General features: G+C 57.8%; 20 protein-coding genes. 9 read left to right on the forward strand and 11 right to left on the reverse strand.

Annotated features, from left to right (window positions below):
• Nucleotides 1-9 precede the first annotated feature (9 nt).
• From A15D_RS03290 to A15D_RS03310, 5 genes are read right to left on the reverse strand one after another with little or no spacing between them, the layout of a single operon-like run.
• Nucleotides 10-1,434, reverse strand: a complete 1,425-nt coding sequence (locus A15D_RS03290) for a hypothetical protein (RefSeq protein WP_102790762.1) — start codon at nt 1,432-1,434, stop codon at nt 10-12.
• Between the two features lie 16 nt (nt 1,435-1,450).
• Nucleotides 1,451-2,833 carry a rhomboid family intramembrane serine protease gene (locus A15D_RS03295; RefSeq protein ID WP_102790763.1) on the reverse strand — a complete coding sequence of 461 codons (1,383 nt, stop codon included), beginning with the start codon at nt 2,831-2,833 and terminating at the stop codon, nt 1,451-1,453.
• Nucleotides 2,802-3,686 (reverse strand): HlyC/CorC family transporter, encoded by an 885-nt coding sequence (locus A15D_RS03300; protein ID WP_102790764.1) that lies wholly within the window; start codon nt 3,684-3,686, stop codon nt 2,802-2,804. The genes A15D_RS03295 and A15D_RS03300 overlap by 32 nt, the downstream gene beginning before the upstream one ends.
• On the reverse strand, nt 3,686-4,192 hold the full coding sequence (ybeY, locus tag A15D_RS03305; protein WP_102790765.1) for an rRNA maturation RNase YbeY: 507 nt from the start codon (nt 4,190-4,192) through the stop codon (nt 3,686-3,688). The genes A15D_RS03300 and ybeY overlap by 1 nt, the downstream gene beginning before the upstream one ends.
• Entirely contained in the window at nt 4,164-5,153 is a 990-nt protein-coding gene (locus A15D_RS03310) for a PhoH family protein (protein WP_031227158.1), read from the reverse strand. The genes ybeY and A15D_RS03310 overlap by 29 nt, the downstream gene beginning before the upstream one ends.
• A 297-nt stretch (nt 5,154-5,450) precedes the next feature.
• On the opposite strand from A15D_RS03310, the gene A15D_RS03315 reads away from it, so the two are divergent.
• The 3 genes from A15D_RS03315 to A15D_RS03325 all read left to right on the forward strand — a co-directional run bounded on the left by A15D_RS03315 (nt 5,451) and on the right by A15D_RS03325 (nt 8,764).
• Complete coding sequence (locus A15D_RS03315; protein ID WP_102790766.1) at nt 5,451-7,451, forward strand: hypothetical protein; 2,001 nt, start codon at nt 5,451-5,453, stop codon at nt 7,449-7,451.
• Nucleotides 7,452-7,535: 84 nt separating this feature from the next.
• Nucleotides 7,536-8,090 (forward strand): RNA polymerase sigma factor, encoded by a 555-nt coding sequence (locus A15D_RS03320; protein ID WP_102790767.1) that lies wholly within the window; start codon nt 7,536-7,538, stop codon nt 8,088-8,090.
• Complete coding sequence (locus tag A15D_RS03325; RefSeq protein WP_102790768.1) at nt 8,087-8,764, forward strand: anti-sigma factor domain-containing protein; 678 nt, start codon at nt 8,087-8,089, stop codon at nt 8,762-8,764. The genes A15D_RS03320 and A15D_RS03325 overlap by 4 nt, the downstream gene beginning before the upstream one ends.
• Nucleotides 8,765-8,772: 8 nt before the next feature.
• Here A15D_RS03325 and miaB read toward each other — a convergent pair whose 3' ends face one another.
• Nucleotides 8,773-10,110 (reverse strand): tRNA (N6-isopentenyl adenosine(37)-C2)-methylthiotransferase MiaB, encoded by a 1,338-nt coding sequence (gene miaB, locus A15D_RS03330; RefSeq protein WP_022986855.1) that lies wholly within the window; start codon nt 10,108-10,110, stop codon nt 8,773-8,775.
• A gap of 92 nt (nt 10,111-10,202) precedes the next feature.
• On the opposite strand from miaB, the gene A15D_RS03335 reads away from it, so the two are divergent.
• The 5 genes from A15D_RS03335 to A15D_RS03355 all read left to right on the forward strand — a co-directional run bounded on the left by A15D_RS03335 (nt 10,203) and on the right by A15D_RS03355 (nt 14,064).
• Nucleotides 10,203-10,769 carry an SCO family protein gene (locus A15D_RS03335; protein WP_102790769.1) on the forward strand — a complete coding sequence of 189 codons (567 nt, stop codon included), beginning with the start codon at nt 10,203-10,205 and terminating at the stop codon, nt 10,767-10,769.
• Nucleotides 10,750-11,202, forward strand: a complete 453-nt coding sequence (locus tag A15D_RS03340; RefSeq protein WP_102790770.1) for a copper chaperone PCu(A)C — start codon at nt 10,750-10,752, stop codon at nt 11,200-11,202. Before A15D_RS03335 ends, A15D_RS03340 begins: the two co-directional genes overlap by 20 nt.
• An 83-nt stretch (nt 11,203-11,285) precedes the next feature.
• The gene (locus tag A15D_RS03345) at nt 11,286-12,515 is read left to right on the forward strand and encodes a hypothetical protein (protein WP_102790771.1); all 1,230 of its coding nucleotides are present in this window, start codon (nt 11,286-11,288) and stop codon (nt 12,513-12,515) included.
• Between the two features lie 12 nt (nt 12,516-12,527).
• Nucleotides 12,528-12,935 (forward strand): hypothetical protein, encoded by a 408-nt coding sequence (locus A15D_RS03350; protein WP_102790772.1) that lies wholly within the window; start codon nt 12,528-12,530, stop codon nt 12,933-12,935.
• A gap of 196 nt (nt 12,936-13,131) precedes the next feature.
• Complete coding sequence (locus tag A15D_RS03355) at nt 13,132-14,064, forward strand: endonuclease/exonuclease/phosphatase family protein (protein ID WP_102790773.1); 933 nt, start codon at nt 13,132-13,134, stop codon at nt 14,062-14,064.
• 190 nt (nt 14,065-14,254) lie between these two features.
• Here A15D_RS03355 and A15D_RS03360 read toward each other — a convergent pair whose 3' ends face one another.
• The 4 genes from A15D_RS03360 to A15D_RS03380 all read right to left on the reverse strand — a co-directional run bounded on the left by A15D_RS03360 (nt 14,255) and on the right by A15D_RS03380 (nt 18,502).
• Nucleotides 14,255-14,950, reverse strand: coding sequence for a TorF family putative porin (locus A15D_RS03360; RefSeq protein ID WP_102790774.1), 696 nt, complete (start codon nt 14,948-14,950; stop codon nt 14,255-14,257).
• A gap of 218 nt (nt 14,951-15,168) precedes the next feature.
• Nucleotides 15,169-15,642 carry a hypothetical protein gene (locus A15D_RS03365; protein ID WP_102790775.1) on the reverse strand — a complete coding sequence of 158 codons (474 nt, stop codon included), beginning with the start codon at nt 15,640-15,642 and terminating at the stop codon, nt 15,169-15,171.
• Between the two features lie 109 nt (nt 15,643-15,751).
• Nucleotides 15,752-16,795 (reverse strand): M14 family zinc carboxypeptidase, encoded by a 1,044-nt coding sequence (locus tag A15D_RS03370; RefSeq protein ID WP_102790776.1) that lies wholly within the window; start codon nt 16,793-16,795, stop codon nt 15,752-15,754.
• A gap of 1,245 nt (nt 16,796-18,040) precedes the next feature.
• Nucleotides 18,041-18,502 (reverse strand): isoprenylcysteine carboxylmethyltransferase family protein, encoded by a 462-nt coding sequence (locus A15D_RS03380; protein ID WP_369825812.1) that lies wholly within the window; start codon nt 18,500-18,502, stop codon nt 18,041-18,043.
• Between the two features lie 325 nt (nt 18,503-18,827).
• Between A15D_RS03380 and A15D_RS03385 the strand changes: the two genes are divergently transcribed.
• Entirely contained in the window at nt 18,828-20,294 is a 1,467-nt protein-coding gene (locus A15D_RS03385; RefSeq protein ID WP_022986865.1) for a PhoH family protein, read from the forward strand.
• Between the two features lie 152 nt (nt 20,295-20,446).
• On the opposite strand, the gene A15D_RS03390 is transcribed toward A15D_RS03385, so the two are convergent.
• Nucleotides 20,447-21,457 (reverse strand): hypothetical protein, encoded by a 1,011-nt coding sequence (locus A15D_RS03390; RefSeq protein ID WP_102790778.1) that lies wholly within the window; start codon nt 21,455-21,457, stop codon nt 20,447-20,449.
• Between the last annotated feature and the right edge of the window lie 79 nt (nt 21,458-21,536).

The following is a 21,536-nucleotide window of genomic DNA, read 5'->3' on the forward strand; positions in this document are numbered from 1 at the left end:
CGCTATGGTTCACTGTGTTGTGGGGTGGCTGTCCCGATAACGTTGTTGTAGCTGTGAAATCAGGTTTTCCATGGAGGTTGCCGAGACGCTGGTGGGGTTGCCGTTCAGGGTGGCCGATACCGGTATGGAGACTCCGGCTGCCGCCACTGCGGTTTCCTTGTAACCACTGAGCAAGTAAAGGTTGGCCTTGCTCGAGGCGAGTTCGTCCGCACTCACGTTGGCTGCGTTGAGCAGTTTCAGCGGGTCGGTAATAAAGGCGGTTTTTGCGATTTTCAGGCCGGTCAGCAGATTGGCGTTACGCAGGATTTTTGCCTCTTCCATAATCTTGGCCTGATTGACGGGAAAGTCATCGGTGGCCAGATACAAATCAAAGTGGACCTGACTTTTGGCCACGGCAAAGTCGGCCAGTGCCAACCGGAATGATTCGATATCGGCGAGGGCTTGATCATCACCGGGAGCGAGTGAGTCCTGTTGCCAGCGTTGCGCCAGGGGTTGATCGAAGCCTGCGATAAACTGGCCATAACGTGCTGCACCAATGAGGCTGCCTGAAGGCGGTAGCTCAGAGAGCAGACGCTGGCTGTCCAGTGCGAAGACTTTCAGATAATCCGCAGCGGGGAAGCGCTCATCGAAGTTATCCATCTTGAGAATGAAGTAGGGATATTGCTGTGGCACCACGGCGCTGTAATGGGTTTTGCTGTCTTGCGACCAGTGCTGGCTACGGTTGAGCAAGGAGAACATATCGGCACTCACACCATCGCAATCGAGTGTGTCTGCCTGAACGGACTGGGTGCCATTCATCAGCCGTGTTGTGGCGGCATAGAGGCCATCACTGTCAGCCAGAGTGGCCTGGTCCATGCGCAGGCTAACGATGGGGGCGATGCCCTTGCCGTAGGTAGCGGGTAACCCGGACCACGTGCCGGGATGAAAATACGGATCCACATAACTGAGGAAGTTCATGCAGATGTCTGCGGGCAGTCCGGGGTAGGGACGTTTCTGGGTGAGTTTTCCGTTGCTATCCAGCGTCAGTACCGTGGGCTCCAGAACGATGTGTGCATTGTCGGCAAGCTGGTCCTGCATCGCCTGATACAGGTACAGCGCATAAAAACTGGTTTTTTCCAGACTCTGTTGCAGGGCCTTGGGGTTAATGTCCAGTTGACGTTTGAATTTGGCCACCATCTTTTGTTCTTTCTGATCCGCCATTCTGGCCATGTAGGGCGTATGGTCGGCAAACAGGGTGGCAATAGCGTCGCGGTGTTGCGGTTCGATCCCCGCGGGATAACGAATGCTGATGACCGGGAGGGTCGTCGTTGTCTGATTGAGAGAGGGAGCCGGCTGATAGTAGCGGTCCGGCAGATTGTTGCGGGGAATGTCGGCGCTGTTACATCCGCTGATACCTGCCACCAGCAGGCCGAAGGCTGTGATTCTTTTCAACATGGGTATTCCTTTATCGTCAGCGGGTCAGTGCTTTGGCTCGATGGGAGAGCCCTTCTTTTTCCAGCGCCTGACGCAGGGTTCTGATTGCACTCTTGCGGGACTCATGGTCATCCAGTTGCCCCACCAGCGCTTCCGCCTGCTGGAACTCTCCGGCCCGGGTCAGGGTTTTGACCAGCTGCCAGCCGGCCTGGGTTTCGATGGGGGTGTGACTGCGTTGGCGGAACTGTTTCCAGCATTGGCTGACCTGGGTCGCCTGTCCCGGGGCATCAGCGGGGTGGCTGAACAGGGTGTTGGCCAGGTGCTGCCAGGCAAGTTCCTCTTGGGCCAGTTGCAGTGCGGTGAATTGCCCGGTGAGCGCATCAAACTGCTGCGGCTCGCTCTCCAGAAGGTTGCCGAACGCGTTGGCCGCAGCCTCGCCGTCCAGTCGGGCGAGGGCTTCCCAGCCCTGGGTTAATCCCTGTTGCTGTTCCGGGGTGAGCGCCGGTGCCGCCTGGGTGTCAGTTGCATCAAAGGATTCGCGGGGCAGCAGTATCTGAACCAGCAGCGCGCTGCCAGCCAGCGCAATGATGCCGGCGCACAGGGCGGGCAGCAGAGGGTCGGCCTGCAGGGAAAGGGCAGCCAGCAGGGCGGCGGGAAGTGCCCACAATGCCACGGCGGGAAGCGTCAGTTGTTTGCCGTTGTCACCGGGTAACGTCAGCGACAGGGGCGTTTTCTGGCTGGCGATGGCTGCGCCGAATAACCCCAGCAGGGCGGGAGCGGCGCCATGCAACGGCAGTTGGCCAGGCTGTGCCAGTAGCAGATAGCCGCCACCGGCAAGCAGGCAGCCGGCAATCCAGACCAGCAAGGTTTTGCCATGACCGATGCGCTGTTCCAGCGGGGCGGCCAGAGGCACCAGTAGTGCCAGTGCCAGCAGCGTCAGCCAGAGCGGGGCGCCGGTGAGCGGAGCGGTGAAAAAGTGGGCCGGTCGCGGGGCCTGATCGGTGAGCCCCCAGCGATACAGGGGGCTGCTGGCCAGTTGTGCGGGGACTTGTGACCGCAAGGTCTTCCACTGCTCTCTTTGTGAGGCAGTCCAGAAATCTCGGGCGCGGGCGTCGCTATCGGCAACAAAATCGTTAGCGAACAGGGCAGCTGCGTAGGCGTGGTGGTCACCCTGGCTGAGCTGTTGTTCCAGCCGGCGGGCTTGCTCGCCCTGGCCGTTGAAGCGTAGCCAGGAGAGGTAGTTATCCCATTCCAGCTGTTGCAGTCCGCTTTGTGCGTACCAGACCAGTGCGGGTTGTTTGCCTTGCCCGCTATTGAACAGCGCGCCTGCCAGCAGGCAGAGCGCCAGTGTCAGGATAACCCAGGGCAAGCGCTGCCAGATGGCGGTGTCAGCTTTCTGCCTCACTGACGATGTTGTCATCCTGTTCTTCCCCCGGCGGTGTCACCCGCAGCAATCTTATTGTTCTGCCGTCGGCGCTGAGTACGGTGAAGAGATAGCCGTTCAGCTCCACGCTTTCATCCCGTCCTGGCAGGCGCCCGAACTTCTGCATCACCAGTCCCCCGATGGTGTCGAACTCTTCATCGCTGAACTCGCAGTTGAAGTGTTCGTTGAAGTCGTCGATGGGCGTCAGGGCCTTGACGGTATATTCCTCGTTATCCAGATCCTTGATCAGGTAATCGTCTTCTTCGATATCGTGCTCGTCTTCGATTTCTCCGACGATTTGTTCCAATACATCCTCGATGGTGACCAGCCCGGCCACGCCACCGTACTCATTGACGACGATGGCCATGTGATTGCGGCTGATACGGAATTCCCGCAGCAGGGAATCCAGTCGTTTGGACTCGGGTACTACCATAGCCGAGCGGATGTGATCCTTGATGGCAAAACGGTCCATACGGGCCGGTTCGAGGATCAACGGTAGCAAATCCTTGGCCAGCAGAATGCCAATCACTTCATCCGGATCGTCGCCCAGCACCGGGAAGCGGGAATGGGCACAGTCGATGATCGTTGGCAGAAAGTCCCGAGGGTCGGAGCTGGCCTTGATACTGACCATCTGGGAGCGGGGGATCATGATTTCCCGCACCTGCATGTCGGCCACACCAATGGCCCCTTCAATGATGCCGAGGGTGTCCCCGTCGATAACGTCGCTGTCGCGCATGGAGCGCATCAGGTCCAGTAATTCGCTCCGGTCTCCCGGAGTGGAAGAGAAAAACTGGCCGACACGCTCCAGCCAACTTCGGCCGGTACCGTTATCCGAGTAATCGTCTGACATCAGGGGGCTTGCTCCGTGTTGTGGTCGGGCCCGGCGTAGGGGTCGGAATAGCCCAGTTCGCCAAGCGCTTGAATTTCCAGGTTTTCCATGACGGCAGCGTCGTCGTCATCAATGTGATCATAGCCCAGCAAGTGCAGAACGCCATGGGTGACCATGTGAGCCCAGTGGGCATCCAGAGCCTTGCCTTGCTCGTCGGCTTCACGGCGAACTACGGCATCACAAATGATGATGTCGCCAAGCAGGGGGTCAATGGCATCCTGTGGTAATCCTTCCGGCATTTCAAACGGGAAGGAGAGCACATTGGTGGGTTTGTCCTTGTCGCGGTAGTCGCGATTCAACTCGCGAATTTCACTCTCATCGACAATCCGCAAGGTAATATCACCAACCACACCGCCTGCGGCGCGGCTGGCATTGCGCACCCATTCGCACAGGTGGTTTTCGTCGGGGGCATCCGGAGCGTCGGTGGCCCACTGGATCTCAACGGTCGGGGTCGGTATCCCGTTCATGACGGTCGTAGGCCTCTACAATGCGTTGAACCAGCGGATGGCGAACCACATCCTTGCTGTCGAATCGGGTGATGCCGATACCTTTCACCTCTTCCAGGACTTCCAGGGTATTGATCAGCCCAGAGCGTTGATGGCGGGGCAGGTCAATCTGGGTAACGTCACCGGTGATCACGGCACGGGTGCCGAAACCAATACGGGTGAGAAACATCTTCATCTGTTCCGGGGTGGTGTTCTGGGCTTCGTCCAGAATCACAAAGCTGTTGTTCAGGGTGCGGCCGCGCATGTAGGCCAGCGGAGCGACCTCGATCACCATGCGCTCCATCAGCTTGGCCACTTTTTCGAAGCCCAGCATTTCATAAAGGGCGTCGTAAAGGGGACGCAGGTAGGGATCGATTTTTTCGGCCAGGTCGCCGGGCAGGAAACCCAGCTTTTCGCCCGCTTCCACCGCCGGGCGCACCAGCAGAATACGCTGGACTTCGGCTCTTTCCAGGGCGTCGACGGCACAGGCTACGGCCAGCCAGGTCTTGCCGGTGCCGGCCGGGCCAATGCCGAAGTTGATGTCGTGCTGGCGAACCTTCTTGACGTATTCGCGCTGGTGTTCGCCGCGGGGTTTGATACGCACCCGACGGGTACGAATTACCACCTCGTCGGTGGGAAAGGCGACGGTGTTGTCGGCCTTGTCAGCCACGTTGGATTGCTGCAGGTGCAAATGCACCATTTCCGGGGTCAACTCGGTGCCGTCACGGGTCTGGTCGTACAGCTCGTTGAGGATGGCCCGGGCCGCTTCCACCAGATCCGGCTCGCCGGCCAGATGAAACTGGTTGCCGCGGTTATGAATATCCACGTGCAGCCGGTTGGCGATCTGCTTGATGTGCTCGTCCAGATGGCCGCAGAGGCTGGCCAGGCGACGGGAATCGTTCGGTTCGAGGCTGATGTGCTGTGAAGCGAGTGGTGTGTCCAAGATGGAAAAGGTGGCCCTTCGGGCTGTTGCGGTGGCTTCCAGAATACCCCGAAGCCAGGCTACGGGGAAGCGAAATTCGCGGTGCAGGCTAGCGCGTGTATTGACCATCAGCAAGCCCGCCGGGGCGAATGTCGAACAACCGGCAGGGGGCTCCAAGACGCAGGGCTTTACCGTAAGTCATCAAAGCCTTACTCAATGTTACATCCGTTGGCGTTGTCTGCGGGTATCAGCAGCAGGATCTCGCGTCCCCACCAACCGGCTGTGGGCCGGAATTGATATCCATCAAGGAGATAACGCATGAATGCGAACGGCAAAGGTTTTTTGTGGCTTTCACCGCTGGCCATGGCGGTAGCGCTGGCAGCCTGTGGGAGTGACGATAACGACCGGGGACGGATTACCCTCCCGGGTGAGCAGCCGGGCAATCAACTGCTGGTGATGCATAACGGCAGCAGCAATGCCGGACAGGTGGATCTGCTGGATGGCCGCCTGAATGTGATCCAGACATTTAACGCCGATGCCAATGAAGGCATTGCGCTGGACCTGCTGGGGAATCTCTATGCCGCCAACGACAGTGGTGGCGCCCCGAGCCGTTTGCAAGCGCTGCACAAGGTGGTGGAGCGCAGTGATAATGCCTCTGCGGTCTCGACTCTGGATCGCTCCCTGCCTGCCGCGGGGTCTATGACACTCAAGGGGATTGCGATTGCCCATGAAGCAGGGTTGGTCATGGCGGCCAATCTGGGTGGCAACAGTATAGAAGTCTTTGGTACTGCCGCCGGTGAAAACGCGGTTCCGCTGGCCAGTACTCCCTTGGCGGGCAACGCCTGGGATCTGGTATACGACGAGCCATCTGATCGGCTGTTTCTGGCCATGACCAATGGCACGGTGGTGGTCGTGGACGATTATGTGGCTGGCGGGTTCATGGCGACTCCGTCACGTACCCTGACCCCGGATACGGCCGGTACGGTCTCTAATATCCACGGTATTGCCTACCAGGCGGACACCGATACGTTGGTGATTACGGATGTGGCTGACGCTGCAGTCGCTGATGACGGGCGCTTGTATGTGATTGGTAATGCTTCCACGGCTAATGGCACGGTAACCCCCTCCCGGTCCCTGTTTGGCCCGGCCACGATGATGGGTAACCCGGTGGACCTGGTGCTGGATGGCGACAAGGCGTACATCGCGGAAAAATCCAATGATGCGGTGCTGGTCTACAACAATGTGGTCTCCGGTAATTCGGGTGATGTGGCGCCGGATAATGTCGTCGACAGCACCAAACCGGAGTCTCTGGTGCTGGTGGTCAACCAGCCGGTGCTGGCAGACCTTTCTGACATTGATGAAAGCGGCACGGGCTTCACAGGCGTTGCGGTGACCAGTAATGCGCCAGCGTCACCCTCGGACCCGGATGTCGTGGTGCTGGACCTCGATCTGGGCGCCATGCAGCGTGGCTTTACCACTGGACTGGATCGCGAAAGCCTGGGGTTCAATCAAATGGGCGATGCCTACATCACCTATGACACCGGCTTGGCGGTGATCAACCGCCTGGCCACGGGCCGTGATGGTGAAATGTTTGCTGCCAGCCGCGATCGGCTGATTGAGGGCGCCAACACCGGATTGTCATCACCCAAAGGATTTGATGTAGCGGACCAGCAGGGCTGGGTGCTGGTGACCGATAATGGTGACCCGGCGGTGCGGGTCTATGGTGCTCAGGCCGGTGGCGATGTGGCCCCTCTATTCAGTACTTCCTTGAGTGTGGCGCCCTGGGATCTGGATTATGACCCCGATGAAGACCGGCTGTATGTTGCGCTCACCGATGGTTCGGTGGCGGTCTTCGACGAGTACAGCACTCGCCGTGGCAGTGCGGGAGCTGACAGGGTCATCACTCCGGCAGAGGGCGGGGTGGCCTTTGCCGCCCCCACAAATCTTCACGGTATCGTGCATGTGGCAGAAACCGATCAGCTGATTCTTTCTGATGTTGGCAGTGGCGCAAATCCTACCGATGGCAAGTTGTACGTGCTTGGCAATGCGTCTGGTGCTGATGGGCTCACGGAGGTGTCGGTGCGCATTGATGACGGTGATAATAATGCGGTTGGTGCCACCCAGCTGGGCAACCCGGTGGATATTGCCTTCGACGGTGAGCATCTTTATGTGGCGGAGAAGTCCCAGGGCATGGTGCTGCGTTTCGACAACATTCTGTCCTCCACTGGCGGCGATGTGGCGCCGTCACTGACCTGGATGCAGTCCGCTCCGGAATCCGTGTCACTGATCAGCGATGATCTTGGGCGCAGCCCGGAGTAACGGTAAGCACAGCCTGTCTTGACACGGTCTTCTCGTGGGGTGGTGGAGTATCAAGGCTCCATTACCCTTTCGGGAAACCGTTTCATGGATGATATCTCCGCAGATCTGGAGGCCGGCAATGCCCTGATGCAGGCATGCGCTGGTGGCGATCGGCAGGCCTTTCACCAACTTTATCTCAATGAGGCGCCGCGCATGCTGGCCTTTGCGCGGCGCTTTACCGGTGAGTCAGCTTGCGCCGAAGATGCCCTGCAGGACACCTTTGTACAGGTCTGGAAAAACGCTCACCGTTTTCGCCATGAGCGAGGCAGTGCACGCGCCTGGTTGTACGGATTACTCCGCTACCGTTTGCTAAACCAACAACGGCGGTCATCGCGCTACGAAGTCGGTCATCTGCCAGATGAAAGCTGGCCGGATCCGGGGTTGTCTCCCGAGCAGTGCTCGCTGGCAGACAATGATCGCAAGGTGATGATCGAATGTCTCAAAACACTGCGATTGGAGCGTCGTCGCCCCATCCTGATGGCTTACTACATGGGGCTGTCCTATGAACAGATAGCGGATTCTCTTGCGGTGCCGCTGGGGACCATCAAGAGCCGTATTCGATCTGGATTAAAAGGGTTACAGGAGTGTTTGCGACTATGATTCCTGATGATCCGCAGGAACGGCAGCTACTGATTGCCGAGCATGTGCTGGGATTGCATGACCCGCAACGCCGCCAGGAGATAGATGCCTGGCTGGCGCAAGATGAGGACGCGTCGCGGCTGGCTGGTCACTGGCAGGAACACTGGCTTGGGGCAGCAGAGCTGCTTGAACCGGCCCCGTTGCCTTCAAGGTTGTGGCGCCGGATTGCCCGTCAGGCAGGTGTGGCACCTTCCCGTTGGCAGTGGGTGTGGCAGAGTCCTGTTGTGTGGCGCACGGTGAGTGCAAGCCTGCTGGTCGTGGTGGCCTTGCTGTTGGGGCCCTTGCGTCAGCCAGCACCGGTCTACACGGTGATCTTGCAGGCGCCGGGAGAGGCTGCTGCGCCGGGTTGGCGAGTCACGGTCTCCGCGTCAGGTGACCTGCAACTGATTCCTCTGCAGGAGGTGGCGTATCCCCGTCAGCACAGTGTCCAGTTCTGGACCCTGCAAGATCCGGCCAAGGGACCGCGATCGCTGGGGCTGGTGGAGCGGGGCCAGCCGGTAGTGATTCCTGCATCGCAGGTGGGAGAGGTGAAAAGCGGGCAGCTGTTTGAGCTGACCCTGGAACCCCCCGGCGGTTCGCCGGGGGATCGTCCAACCGGGCCGGTGTTGTTTATCGGCCGTGCGGTGGCTTTGTAACGTGGCTATTACCCCGGGTTGCGTGGGTCCGTACCGAGCAGGGAGTTGCTGTAGGCTTCGGCGATGGTGACGTCCACGAACTTGCCAATCAGGTCCGTGTCGTCGCAGCGGAAGTTCACTACCCGGTTGTTCTCGGTGCGGCCCTTGAGCTGGCCAGGGTCCTTCTTGGAAAAGCCGTCGACCAGAATGCGCTGGGTGCTGCCCACCATCTTGCGGGAGATGTCCTGGGCATTCTGGTTGATGCGTTGCTGAAGAATCGCCAGCCGCTGTTTCTTGACCTCCATGGGCACGTCGTCTGGCAGGTCGGCTGCCGGGGTGCCGGGGCGGGCACTGTAGACAAAGCTGAAGGACATATCGAAACCGATCTCGTGGATCAGGTTCATGGTGTCTTCGAAGTCGCGGTCGGTTTCACCGGGGAAGCCAATGATGAAATCGGAGCTAAACGAGATATCCGGGCGAATCCGCTTGAGCTTGCGCAATTTGCTCTTGTATTCCAGCACCATATGGTTGCGCTTCATCATGGCGAGAATGCGGTCGGAACCGGATTGCACGGGCAGGTGCAGGTGGCTGACCAGCTCGGGGACTTCGGCGTAGACCTGAATCAGGGCATCCGAGAATTCCACCGGGTGGCTGGTGGTGTAGCGAATGCGGTCGATGCCATCGATGTCACGGATCAGCAGGATCAGGTCGGCCAGATCCAGTACCTCGCCGTTGGCGCCCTGGCCACGGTAGGCATTCACGTTCTGCCCCAGCAGGTTGACCTCGCGAACGCCCATTTCTGCCAGGTGTTCGATTTCCGCCAGTACCGGCTGTACCGGGCGACTGACTTCTTCTCCCCGAGTGTACGGCACCACACAGAAGGTGCAGTACTTGGAGCAGCCCTCCATGATGGACACAAACGCGGTCGGGCCGTCGACGCTGGGCTCGGGCAGGTTGTCGAACTTTTCGATCTCCGGGAAGGTCACATCGATGGCCAGTTCACGGGTGCTGGCGGCCTGGGTGATCAGCCCGGGCAGGCGGTGCAGGGTCTGGGGGCCGAAGACCACGTCCACATAGGGGGCCCGGTCACGGATGGCGTCGCCTTCCTGACTGGCCACGCAGCCGCCGACGCCGATAATCATGTCGGGCCTGGCTTCCTTGAGCTTTTTCCAGCGGCCAAGCTGATGGAAGACCTTTTCCTGGGCTTTTTCCCGGATCGAGCAGGTGTTCAGTAGCAGAACATCCGCTTCATCAGGGTTGTCGGTCTGCTCAAGGCCGTGGCTGGATTCGAGCAGATCCACCATGCGGGTGGAATCGTACTCGTTCATCTGGCAACCGTGGGTCTGGATGAAAAGCTTGCGTGCCAAGGGGCACCTCCATCTATGGTGGCCACCCTTTTGGGTTGCCTCACCGTCGAATAGCGTCAAAATGGGCGCGGATTATATCAACCGGAGCGATCATGCGAAAACTGCCGTACATCCTGCCGATGCTGTTACTGGTATTGCTGGCCGGGTGTGACAAGCCGGAAAGCGACCTGCCTGTAAATACTCGCCTGGGGGGTGAGTTTACGCTGACTGACCAGGACGGGCAGCCCTATACCCACGCGGACCTGAAGGGCCAGGTCTCGGTCCTGTTCTTCGGTTATACCCATTGCCCGGATATTTGCCCGGCGGTACTGGCCCGGGTGGCGCAGGTCTATCGGCAACTGGATGAGGCCGGGGAGGCAGAAGGCTTCCAGCCTGTTTTCATTACCTTTGATCCGGAGCGGGATACGGCCGAACACCTGAAGCAATACCTGCCCTGGTTCAAGGCTGACATGATTGGCCTGACCGGTAGCCTGGAGCAGATTCGGCAGGTTGCGGAACAATACGGGGTGGTGTTCATCAAGGGCCAGGAAAAACAGGATTACCTGTTTACCCATAGTGACTATATCTATCTGCTGGACGATCAGGCGCGGGTGCGCAAGCTGTATCCGGCGGATTTCAAGATTGATGAGGTGATAAACGATGCGAAAAGCCTTCTTTAAGGGACTGCTTGGCGGTTTGCTGGTGTTGGCGGTGCAGGGCCATGCTGGCGAAATTGAAACACTTGAAGTGAATGATGCCTGGTTGCGTGCAGCGCCACCGGTTGCCTCATCCATGGCGGGGTACCTGACCTTTACCAATGAAGGGATACAGCCAAGAACCGTGGTGGGCATTACCAGTGACTTTGCCGGGCATGTGATGTTGCATGAAACGGTGACCCGGGACGACGGCACCCGTGCCATGCAGCATCTTCACCGTTTGACGGTGGCACCGGGAGAGACGGTCACCTTGGCGCCGGGTGGCAAGCATTTGATGTTCATGGATCTCAAACGGGTGCCGGGCGAGGGTGAAGCGGTGCAAGTTTGCTTCGATGTGGAGGTGTCTGTGGATTGCGAGACGATTCCGGTGCGAAAAGCGGCCCCATCGGACAGTTGAAGGAACGTTCCAATCCAGCATAATGCCATGCTTTTGTCGTAGCCTATTATCATCCCAATGGGCTAGTTAGGCATGGGAGAGTCATGAAACGCATCGTATTTGCCGTTTTGGCGGTATCAATGGGGAGCAACACGGTGTGGGCGGAGACGCCACACAGTGATGTGGAACAACAATTACAGGAATACGAACGACGCCTGCAGCAACTGGAGAGTGATCAGTACCACTCTGCGGTGGATGATCGTTTGCGTATCAACGGGTTTATCTCTGCGGGCATGAGTCAGGCAAATGCGGACACCACCGCAGGCGAGGCAAGTCATATCGATGGCGCGGATGACGATTGGAGTCATGATGCCCTCACCCGTGCCGGGATTCAGTTCAATGCCCGGATCAATGATCGTGCAGAGGCGGTGGTGCAGTTGTTTGCCTCCGGTCAGGACGATTTTGACGCCGAGATTCAATGGGGGTACCTGGACTACGACCTCACGGACACGGTAGCCATCAAGGCGGGCCGGATTGTGGCGCCGTTTTATATGCACTCCCAGTATGTTGATGTGGGCTATGCCTATCCCTGGGTCAGCCCCCCGGCTGAGGTGTACCAGCTGGCACCGATCAAGACCATGGAAGGGATTGAAGCCGCCTGGTCATTCAACACCGGGGCCTTGTCTCATCGGCTGGCCGCGTTCTGGGGGTCCAGCACGGTCGATGGTGGGCCACGGACTGGCAACGCCAACTTTCAGGCAGACGACCTCAGCGGGATTAACCTGACGAGCCGTTGGCAGGACTGGAGTTTCCGCGCCTCGTATTCCGGTGCATCAGTTACCGTTCCCCAGGACGATCTTAATGCGCTGGTGCCGCCTGCCCCGCTTCTTGGGCTGACACTGGATGATGTCTACACCTATTTTGCCGGGCTCGGTCTGCAATATGACGACGGTAGCTGGTTTATGGCCACGGAAGTGGCTCGCCTGAGCTTCAGCAACTGGTATCCCAGCAGCGAGAGCGGTTACGTGTCGGTGGGCAAATATCTGGGCAAATGGATGCCGCTGGTGACCTGGGCGGCGGTGTATCCGGACGAGCTCGATGAGCAGTTGCCGGGTGCCCTCAATGATGGCCTGGCAGAGCGCCAGAAGAGTTGGACCGCAGGGTTACGTTATTCCCTGACGGATGCCATCGCACTGAAGGGGGAGTACAGCTACTACTATGATTTTTCGGATGAAGACGTGACGACCAATGGCTTTTTTGTCGTGACTGATGGCGGGGCGTTGGAAAACGATCATGCCAGCGTGGTACGTCTCAGTATGGATCTGGTTTTCTAGGGAGTGGAAAAAATGAAAAGTCTTCTGGTTGTCTTCTTTCTGCTCCTGACGGGTGCTGCACAGGCTGGCATCGTGGTAGTGGTTTCCAAAAGCAGTGATCTGGCAGGGTTGACCCGCAATGAAGTGCGTCAGATCTTTAATGGCCAGCTGAATCGGGTTGGCGAAGTGTCCGTGAAGCCGTTGGATATGCCGGTGGCCGCGAGCCAGCGGGAGCTGTTTTACCAGCGGGTCATGGGCAAGTCCGTAGAGCAGATGAAAAGCTACTGGGCACGCATGATCTTTACTGGCCGGGGTATGCCGCCGCGGGAAGTCTCCAGCGATAGGGAGATGACACTGTTGGTGGGGTCTGATCGGCATTTCATCGGTTACATGGACGAGGCCGATGTTACCTCGGATCTCAAAGTCGTGTTCCGGCCTTGAGAGACTGCTTTTCCCTGCTCCCTGCGAGGGGAGCAGGGGGAAAGCGTTTTAGGTTTTCCCTGTTGTGGTGGTCGTCCTGGTTGCCCCCTTGCCCTGAGCAGCAGTATATCGCTGTCTTCCTGACCGTCTGTTTTCCTACCCGTTTTGGGGTGCTTTTCCTCTGTTGGTGGTGTGGCTCTCATCGTAGACTGCTGCCATGAAACGACCCCTGCTTGTCTTGCTGCTGATTGCCCCGATTTATGTTCTGGCGGACTGCCGGGATCTTGCCCCCGATCGTGGCGTGCCGGTGGCCAGTGAGGGTGAATGGATGCTGGCAACCCTGAATCTGTGGCGTCTTCGTGATGCCGTCAAGGATGCGGATCTGGATTCCCCCTTGCCGCCCAAGCGGGTTGAGCAGCGTTTGGATGCCATTGCCCGATTCATCACGACACACCTGCAGGCCCCTCATGCGCTGGTGCTTCAGGAAGTGGAGAATCGCGCATTGCTGGATTCACTGGCTGAGCGGTTGACGGCCAGCGGTTATCGTTACCGTTCTGTGCTGATTGAAGGCAACGATCCTTCCGGCATGGATGTGGGCTTGCTGTACCGTGCGCCAGTGGTGTTGGAAAACCCCCGTGCCCTTTTTGCCGCAGAGCCATTTCAGGGGCACCCGCTTTATTCTCGTCCGCCATTACGGGTGTCGTTGCAAGCGCCCATGAAAGCGGATCTGGTGATAGTGCACCTGCGCAGTGCGCGTGATCTGGCCTCGTCGAGGGTGTTCGAGAAGCGCAGACGGCAGGCGGCACGTCTCGCACAATGGGTTGGCAATCAGACAGGGCCCGTGATCGTGGCGGGTGATTTCAACAGCACCTGGGGTGCCGGTCGCTTCTCGGACAGCTATCGGCAATTCGCGCTTGCCGGCCTGTTCAACGTTTGGCAGGCATTGGAACCCTCGGAGCGTTACTCCTACCGTTACCGCTGTCGCCCCCAGGCACTGGATCATGTCTGGTTGTCTCCCACGCTGAAACATCGTCTTAAAGCGGTAGCGGCCAGTCGCGGGAACGCCGGGCGCTACAAGAGCCTGTATGGAACAGATGGCGTATCACCAGTTTCTGATCACGATGCGCTGGTGGTGTATTTTGAGCGCTAGACGGTGAGTGTCGGAAGTCGGAGCGGGTAAACGTGCGTGGGGTGGGGTGGCGTATGTTGCATGAAGCAAGCATGCGTAAATCGGGTTAAAAAGACGCCGCGGGGTTGCTTGCGTGTTTGCGAGGACCAGGGAGAGCCCCGCGGCGTTGAAACAGTGGGCGGCAGTTGCCGCCCGAGATGCCGTGCAGTGCTTACAGCGGGAAGCTGTAGCCAACAACGAACAGCGGATCCTGCTCATCGGTAACCGGGGCAGCAGACTCGCTATCGACAACCTTGGACACAGTGAAGGTCAGGTTTTCGATGGGAGAGTAGCTCAGGTCAACGTGGGCATAGTCGCTGTCGTCAGCGTCGAACATGAACGCACCCGCAGTGATAGCGAACTTGTCGTATTCGTAACCCAGAGTCAGGTACAGGTCGTCACCGAAGTTCTCGTCTTCGGAATCGCTCAGATCGTTGGCGCTGACATAACCGGTCAGGCTGAAGCCTGCGACGCCTACGCTGGCAATCAGTTCAGCCAGCTCACCTGCGCCTACATCATCTTCCGGGTAAACGTAGGTCCAGTAGGAGATGTCGTAGCTCAGGCCACCTGCTTCGCCGCCGAAACCGGCATAGAAGTCAGTTTCAGTGGAAGTGGTGCCTGCAGAGTTAACAGAGGTACCAGCGGAGGATACCCAGGTACCGGCGTAGAAGCCTACGTCGGTGGTGAAATCCAGGCTGCCGGAAACGTTTGCAGTACCAGCAGACACGTCCTGACCACGCCACAGGTACATGCTGGCAATGCCCAGGCTACCGCTGATTTCTGCAGCAGCAATGGCAGGCGCCATTACGCTGGCAGCTGCAACCGCAGAGGCGATAACCGTTTTCTTCAGACCAAATACGTTCTTCATGTGCAACCCTCTTAACAAGTCTTAATTGTTCAAGTGTGCGCTAGTGGCGCACCGCCTATCAGGCTCGCATAAGCTATTGCAGAGAGCGTGCCAGTTTTTATTTTCTTTTTTAAAACAGAGGGTTGCTGTTTTGTTGGGGAGGAGGAAGGGGTGTAAAGAGGCTGCAATAGAGGTATTGGTGCACCGTTATTGTGCGGTGCACCAAATTGGTATGTTGTTTATGGGCATTCCCAGTCAACCCGGACGGCATCGGCAGACTGACCCTTGCTATCGGTAATGGATAGTCCGCACTGTGCCTGGCTGTAATTGAACACCGCTTGATAGTGCTCGCCAGCAACGGCCTCAAATTGCAGCGCGACCCGGCAGCGGTCGCGCTGGGTGCTGTTGGGATGTTTCTGGTTGTAGATGATACCGACCCGAGTCTGGCTGGAAGGGGCCAGAGTGGTGGTCACTTCCGTGCTCTTTTTCATGGTCTCAAGCAAGTCGTTGAGCGCGTCTCCGCCCATGGGTTTCTGGGCGATGGAGTACTCGGTGGACTGGAAGCCCTTGCCCGGAACACAGATAGCCGGTTGGGCCGCGGTATCGTTACTGGTAAAGGTGATCTGGGCTGTGTCGTCACCGTAGGGGGCCTGATAACCAAAGTTCTGGCAGCCTGCAAGGACCAGTACCAGAGCCGGAGCGAATCGTTTCATACCTGAAATTCCTGAGATCGGGTTTGGGCAAGTGTAAGCCAGTGAGCCTGATGACCCAACTGTGTGCATCAAAATGATGCAAATCCAGGGCCAGCTTCATGAAGTCTCACTATTGGTGGCTGAACCAGTGCTGTATTGCCTGATGGCTTAGCTGTTTACGCTCGGCAGGTGAGGGGAGCCAGTTTCCGGCATTGGCGGTCATGGCGGTGAGAAATTCGAACAACGGCAGATGTTGGCGCAGCACCCGGTGGTGGCGATGAGAGATTACCGGGTTGAAGTAGCCAAAGAAGTCGAGCATTTGCCGGGGATTCTTGCGCACCCAAAGCCAGGAGCCCATTTCCAGTGTAAAGGGCAGAAAGGTATGCGCTGGCGCTTTCTCTTGAGCGTCATCGTAGAGGTAGTCCCACAGGTCGCCATGAGTGGTGTAGTTAACGGACTGAGGTTCAATCAGGTAGGGGTGATGATGAGGGTAGGTGCCCTCCAGGGTTTGTTTAAGCCGGTAGACCTCGCCAATGTGTGGAATGGGCCTGTGGCTACGGGCGTAGCAGCACCATATTCTGTCCCGGCGCCCAAAGCCGCTGTGGCAATCAATGCTCATGGAGAAAGGCGCGGGAAACAACTTTTCCTGCACCACCCTGGCCACGGCCTGAGCTTCTGGCTCCATGGGGTCGCCGCTCTTTCCTCTGTACCAGGGAAGGTGTCGGGAAATGCGATGCCCACCTACCAGAAACGGTACCTTGCCCATGGCATCCACCGGGGCGTTACGCATTAGATCAACCCCGTTGGGATTGCTGCGGGTGCGGTTCCAGATGCCGCCGGGGTTGATCATCGGCATGAACACCAGCCGCACCTGCTCGAGTCGCCGGTGGAGCTGATCATCCCACTGCAAGCGATGGATAAGGCTATGCAGCCATGACATCAGAACCTGGCTGCCAATCCGTTCGACGCCGTGAACGCCACCGAAAAAACCAATCACCGGAGCCCGGGGAGCGGTGGATCCCATCTCGATAACTTTGATGGGCAGGCTGATCTTTCCCATGGGAACGTCATGAACGGTACTGACCCGCAAATGCCGTTTGCCATGCCGGATCAGGGATTCCAGCTCCAGCAGTTCCGGCAGGTGGCGTTGCAACAGGTAGAGTCGTTCTTCCATAGGCGGGGCAGGGCAGGAGCAGAATGTGTCGGAGAGGTTACTGCAGGGAGGTAACAGAAATGTGAAAGCTCACAGCTATCAGCTATCAGCTATCAGTTGTGAGCTGTGAGTTACAAGCTACAAGCTACGCTTGATTAGAAGGGAAATCCAAATAGTTCCGAGGTATTTTGAAGAACGGAAACGCCTTCCAGATCGTTGAGTTCGGCGCCAATAAATAACCCGAGCACCTAGTAGGAACGTAGCGCAGCGAAGTAACGCACGCAGTGCGGCCCCGAAGGGGTGAGCGAAGCGAATAACCATGCTTGCATGGCGAACCGAGCCTAGGCGAGGTATGGATTCCAGAGCTTATGAAAGACACGGCTCGCATTGCGAACCGAGCCCATGCGAGGAAAGGCACAACCTCAATCTTTTTTCCGCAGCCATCCATTATTGGTTCGCTGCTCGTTACTCGAAACTCCCTTCTGACACCTTTGCCTCGCTAGCGCTCGGATCGATTGCAGGCAAGCGCCTAAAGCTGGATGCAGAGAAAACGGGAGGTGCTTTCACCAAACCGTGACCATCCTGTCAGCGATCTGTCATTCGACAGGCATAGCGTGCTCTCAACGGGAATGATCAGAAACCTGGGAACGTCTGCGATGGCATCCACTCTGGATTCTGCTTTTACCTTACGGACCGGCGATATACTGCTGTTCTCCGGACGCGGGGTGACCAGTGAGGTTATTCGGCTGTTTACCCGAAGCCCCTGGAGCCACATTGGCATGGTGGTGCGACTGCCGGAATGCAGCGAACCGCTGGTGCTGGAGTCCACCACGTTGGGGGAGTCGGTAGATATTCGACTGGGGAAACCTGTCGCGGGGGTGTCACTGGTATTCCTTTCCAGCAAGTTGGCGGATTATCCCGGATCCGTTGCTGTGCGACGTCGCCTTGGGCCTGATCTTTCTGACCGTCAGGACAGGCTACTGCAGCGTTTGGTCAGGCGGTTACTGCATCGTCCTTACAAGAATTACCTGCTCTGTAATGCCATTGATGTTTTGACCGCGTTTCAGCGGAAGCCGGACCGGCGCGGTTGGTTCTGTTCAGAGCTGGTTGCCGAGCTCTATCGCCGCGTGGGTTGGTTGCCGCCTGATACGCGCGCCAGCACGCTGGTACCTGGCCACTTCGGATCTCGTCACATGCGTTTGCAAAACGGCAAGCTTGAGCCGCCACTGTGGCTCAAGCAGGGACCGGGTTGTGAACGAATTCAGGTTAGAGCCAGCGTCGAGTGCGATTACGGTATTGTTGCCAGGCCTCACCAAACTGCTGTTCATGAAACGCTTCTTCTGCGGCAATCACATGTGAATGTATGACCCAAAGCACCGGGAGCTGCATCAACAGCATGCCTGCACTTTGTTGGCTGAGCGCGGCAGCGATGGCCAGCAGGCTGAAGCCAAGATAGATCGGGTTACGGCTCAGTGCGAAAACGCCCGTTGTCAGCAGTGTGCTTGCCGCGCGGTGAGGCATGAGGGTTGTCCTCGCCCGTCGTAACTGGAGGGCCGCGAGTGCTACCAGTAACAGTCCGGATACAGCAAGCAGGCTGGTCAGCCAGACGCTGCCGGGGAATTGGACAGCCGGGAAATGAATTGCCCTGTCGATGCCATAGCCCATTAACAAGCCGCCGAGATACAGCGCTGGCGGGGGCATCATTACCTGAGGGTGATCGAGAGACATAAGATTGATTAACCGTTTATGCGATGTTTGATGTTCACCAGTCTAGCGGACAGATGAAATGGACAGAACGGAAAAAGAAAAGGCAAAAGTTTTCAAGGAGGACTATTGATCCCTTTCGAAAAGCTGGGTTATGGTAATTCCATTCCCGCCCTTGCGGGAGTGATCGCGATCAAAAGCTGTTAACAGCTGAATGCAACTGAACCGCCAAAAGGCTTAAAACCAGGGCGGCAGGGGGCAGGCGTCACTCTCGCAATTTCAGACCTGACGCTCACCGAATGCCGCCAAACCAACGCAACCGTACCGTTTAACGGCACAGGGGATACGCATGGAAGAGCGCGCGGCCAGACTCCACACCCTTTCCACCAGCCACTACGCGAGCGCCAGCCAGAACGACAGCACCATCGAGCAAGAACAGAAAAAAACCTACGTCATCGATACTAACGTCCTGATCCACGACCCCAACTCCCTGTTGAACTTTGAAGAGCACCGCGTGGTGATCCCCATGACGGTGCTGGAAGAACTGGATAAGCTGAAAAGCGGTAAGTCGCATACCGCCGCCGATTGCCGGGCGGCTATTCGCCAAATCGACAAGGTGCTCGGCCACGCCACGCCGGAACAGGTGGAGGCCGGGATTCCCATCCCGCGCGGCCCGGATAACTCAACCCAGGGCACCCTCACGGTACTCATGTCGAGCCTGGAGGACATCAAGGCTCCCCTGCCGGATCACCTGAACGATAACCGCATCATCAACGATGTGGTCGCCATGAAGGCCCAGGCCCCGGATGAACGCTTTATCCTGGTGACCAAGGACATCAACATGCGTCTCAAGGCGAGGGCCTGTGGAATCGAGTCCGAGGACTACCACAACGATCAGCTGGTCACGGATATCAAGCAACTGACCCGGGGCTATTTTGAGGTGCCCGGCTCGTTCTGGGACCAGGTGACCCAGGTGGAAACCGAGCAGGACGGACCGGACACCCTGCATTATCTGTCCCACGGCTTGCTGGTGAGCGAGATTCTGGGGGAAGAGGTCTATCCCAACCAGTACATCATTGATGAGCAAGGCTTTGTCGGCCGGGTCATGCATATCGAAAACGGGGTGGTGACCCTGAAGCATTACAAGGCAGACAGCATGCTGGAGCAGGAGGCATGGGGACTGAAGCCCATGAACATCCAGCAAGCCATCGCGCTGCAATTATTGCTCGACCCGGATGTGCATCTGGTCAATCTGACGGGGGCGGCAGGCTCGGGGAAAACGATTCTGGCGCTGGCTGCGGCCATTGAAATGACGGTGGAGCAGAAGCGCTTCAACAAGATTATCGCCACCCGCTCCACGCCACCGCTGGCTGAAGATCATGGTTTTCTGCCTGGTACCGAAGAAGAGAAGATGGATCCCTGGCTGGGGGCGATCAACGATAACATCGAAGCCCTGCACCTGAACGATGAGAATCCCACGGGCAGCATTCAGTACGTCAAAGAGCGCGCCAATATTCAGTTCAAGGCGATGAATTACATCCGTGGCCGAAGCTTTCAGAAGTCCCTGATCCTGATCGACGAAAGCCAGAACCTGACCCCCCATCAGATGAAAGCCATCATCACCCGGGCAGGCGAAGGATCCAAAGTGGTGTGCCTGGGCAACCTGGCCCAGATCGACACCCCTTACCTCTCGCCCACCAGCTCCGGGCTCACCTACATGACTGAACGCTTCAAGCGTTTTGTCCATGGCGGGTCGGTGCAGTTGAATGGAGTGCCGAGATCGTTGTTGGCGGAATATGCGGAGTCCTTCCTCTAGTTAACAGTTAATAGTGAACAGTTAACAGCGAAATACTCGCGGTAAATTTTTTCTTTTCACCAATGAAAGAGGCCGCGCCCAGACCTTGGGCGCGGCCTCTGTGCTCTCAGCGCACAGCAATGCCAATGCGCGTCGCTGTTAACTGTTCACTATTAACTGTTAACTGCCTCAACAACTTTTTTGCACGCCTCCGACCCATAAAAATCCTCCACCACCCATTCCACGAACGGCTCCAGAACGCCTTGTTCTACCAATACAGTGGCACCTTTGGCGAGCGCCGGGGTGGTGATGGCGTGGACCCGTTGTTCACTGATCTGCATGTTTTCCAGCAGGGTCTTGAGGGGCAACTGGCTCAGAGAATCCACGGCGGCCCGAATACCGACACCGACCAGGCGACGGGTGTAATCCAGCCGGGCGCTTTCGTCACCGATGAGACAGCCTTGCTCAATGACGTCGCCAATGGTGGCCTTGGGAACCAGGGCCAGGTAGTCAGCGGGCTTCAGTGGGGCGACCCGACGGTAACCGTCTCGGGCAAGTTGTTCGATGCGTTCGTTGGTGAGTTGTTTATTCAGCCACTGCTCGCCGGTTTTCAGGGTGACGCGAATATTTTTTTGAAGATAGGTACGGATGGATTCTTCCATGCCGCCCATGGCCTTTCCGACCACACTCTTGCGGCCCATCTTCATCACACTACTGACGCCTGGCAGCTTGGCCAGGGCATTTTCTTCCAGAAGAAAGTTCTTGATGCCGGTGTACAGCATCTCGCTGACCATCTCACTGACCAGAGGGTGGTTCATTGCGGCATGTACGGCTTTTTCTCGCAAGGTTTGCAGTTGCAGGGCCTGTTCGAGAATGGCTTCAAAGTGTTCTTCGCGCAGCAGCTCACCCAGGGTGGCGTCATCGCGTTCGGCAGTGTCCCAGACGGCCAGGGTGACATCGGTGACGACTTGCTGAAGTCCCTGGGCGCTCAGGGCGTCTTGCAGCCAGGCATCCACCACCTGGCAGAGGCTGTCGGCGTCAACCAGCTTTCCCAGCGGCACATCGGTGAGCAGGGCGCTGGCTTGGCTCATCATCGCCTGCCAGTGTTCGGGGGCCTGCAGTTGTTGGGTCAGGTGAGTCTTGTGGGCGTCACGCAATGCGTTGATCAGAGAGCTTGAAGCCATGATGAATATCTCTTTGTTATTGGTGTGCGGCCTGCGAGTCAGCGTGGGGCGCAGGGCGTTCGCAATGATGGCTTCCTAT

It is taken from the genome of Alcanivorax sp. MD8A (genome assembly GCF_002888555.1).
In the GTDB taxonomy this organism is placed as follows: domain Bacteria; phylum Pseudomonadota; class Gammaproteobacteria; order Pseudomonadales; family Alcanivoracaceae; genus Alcanivorax.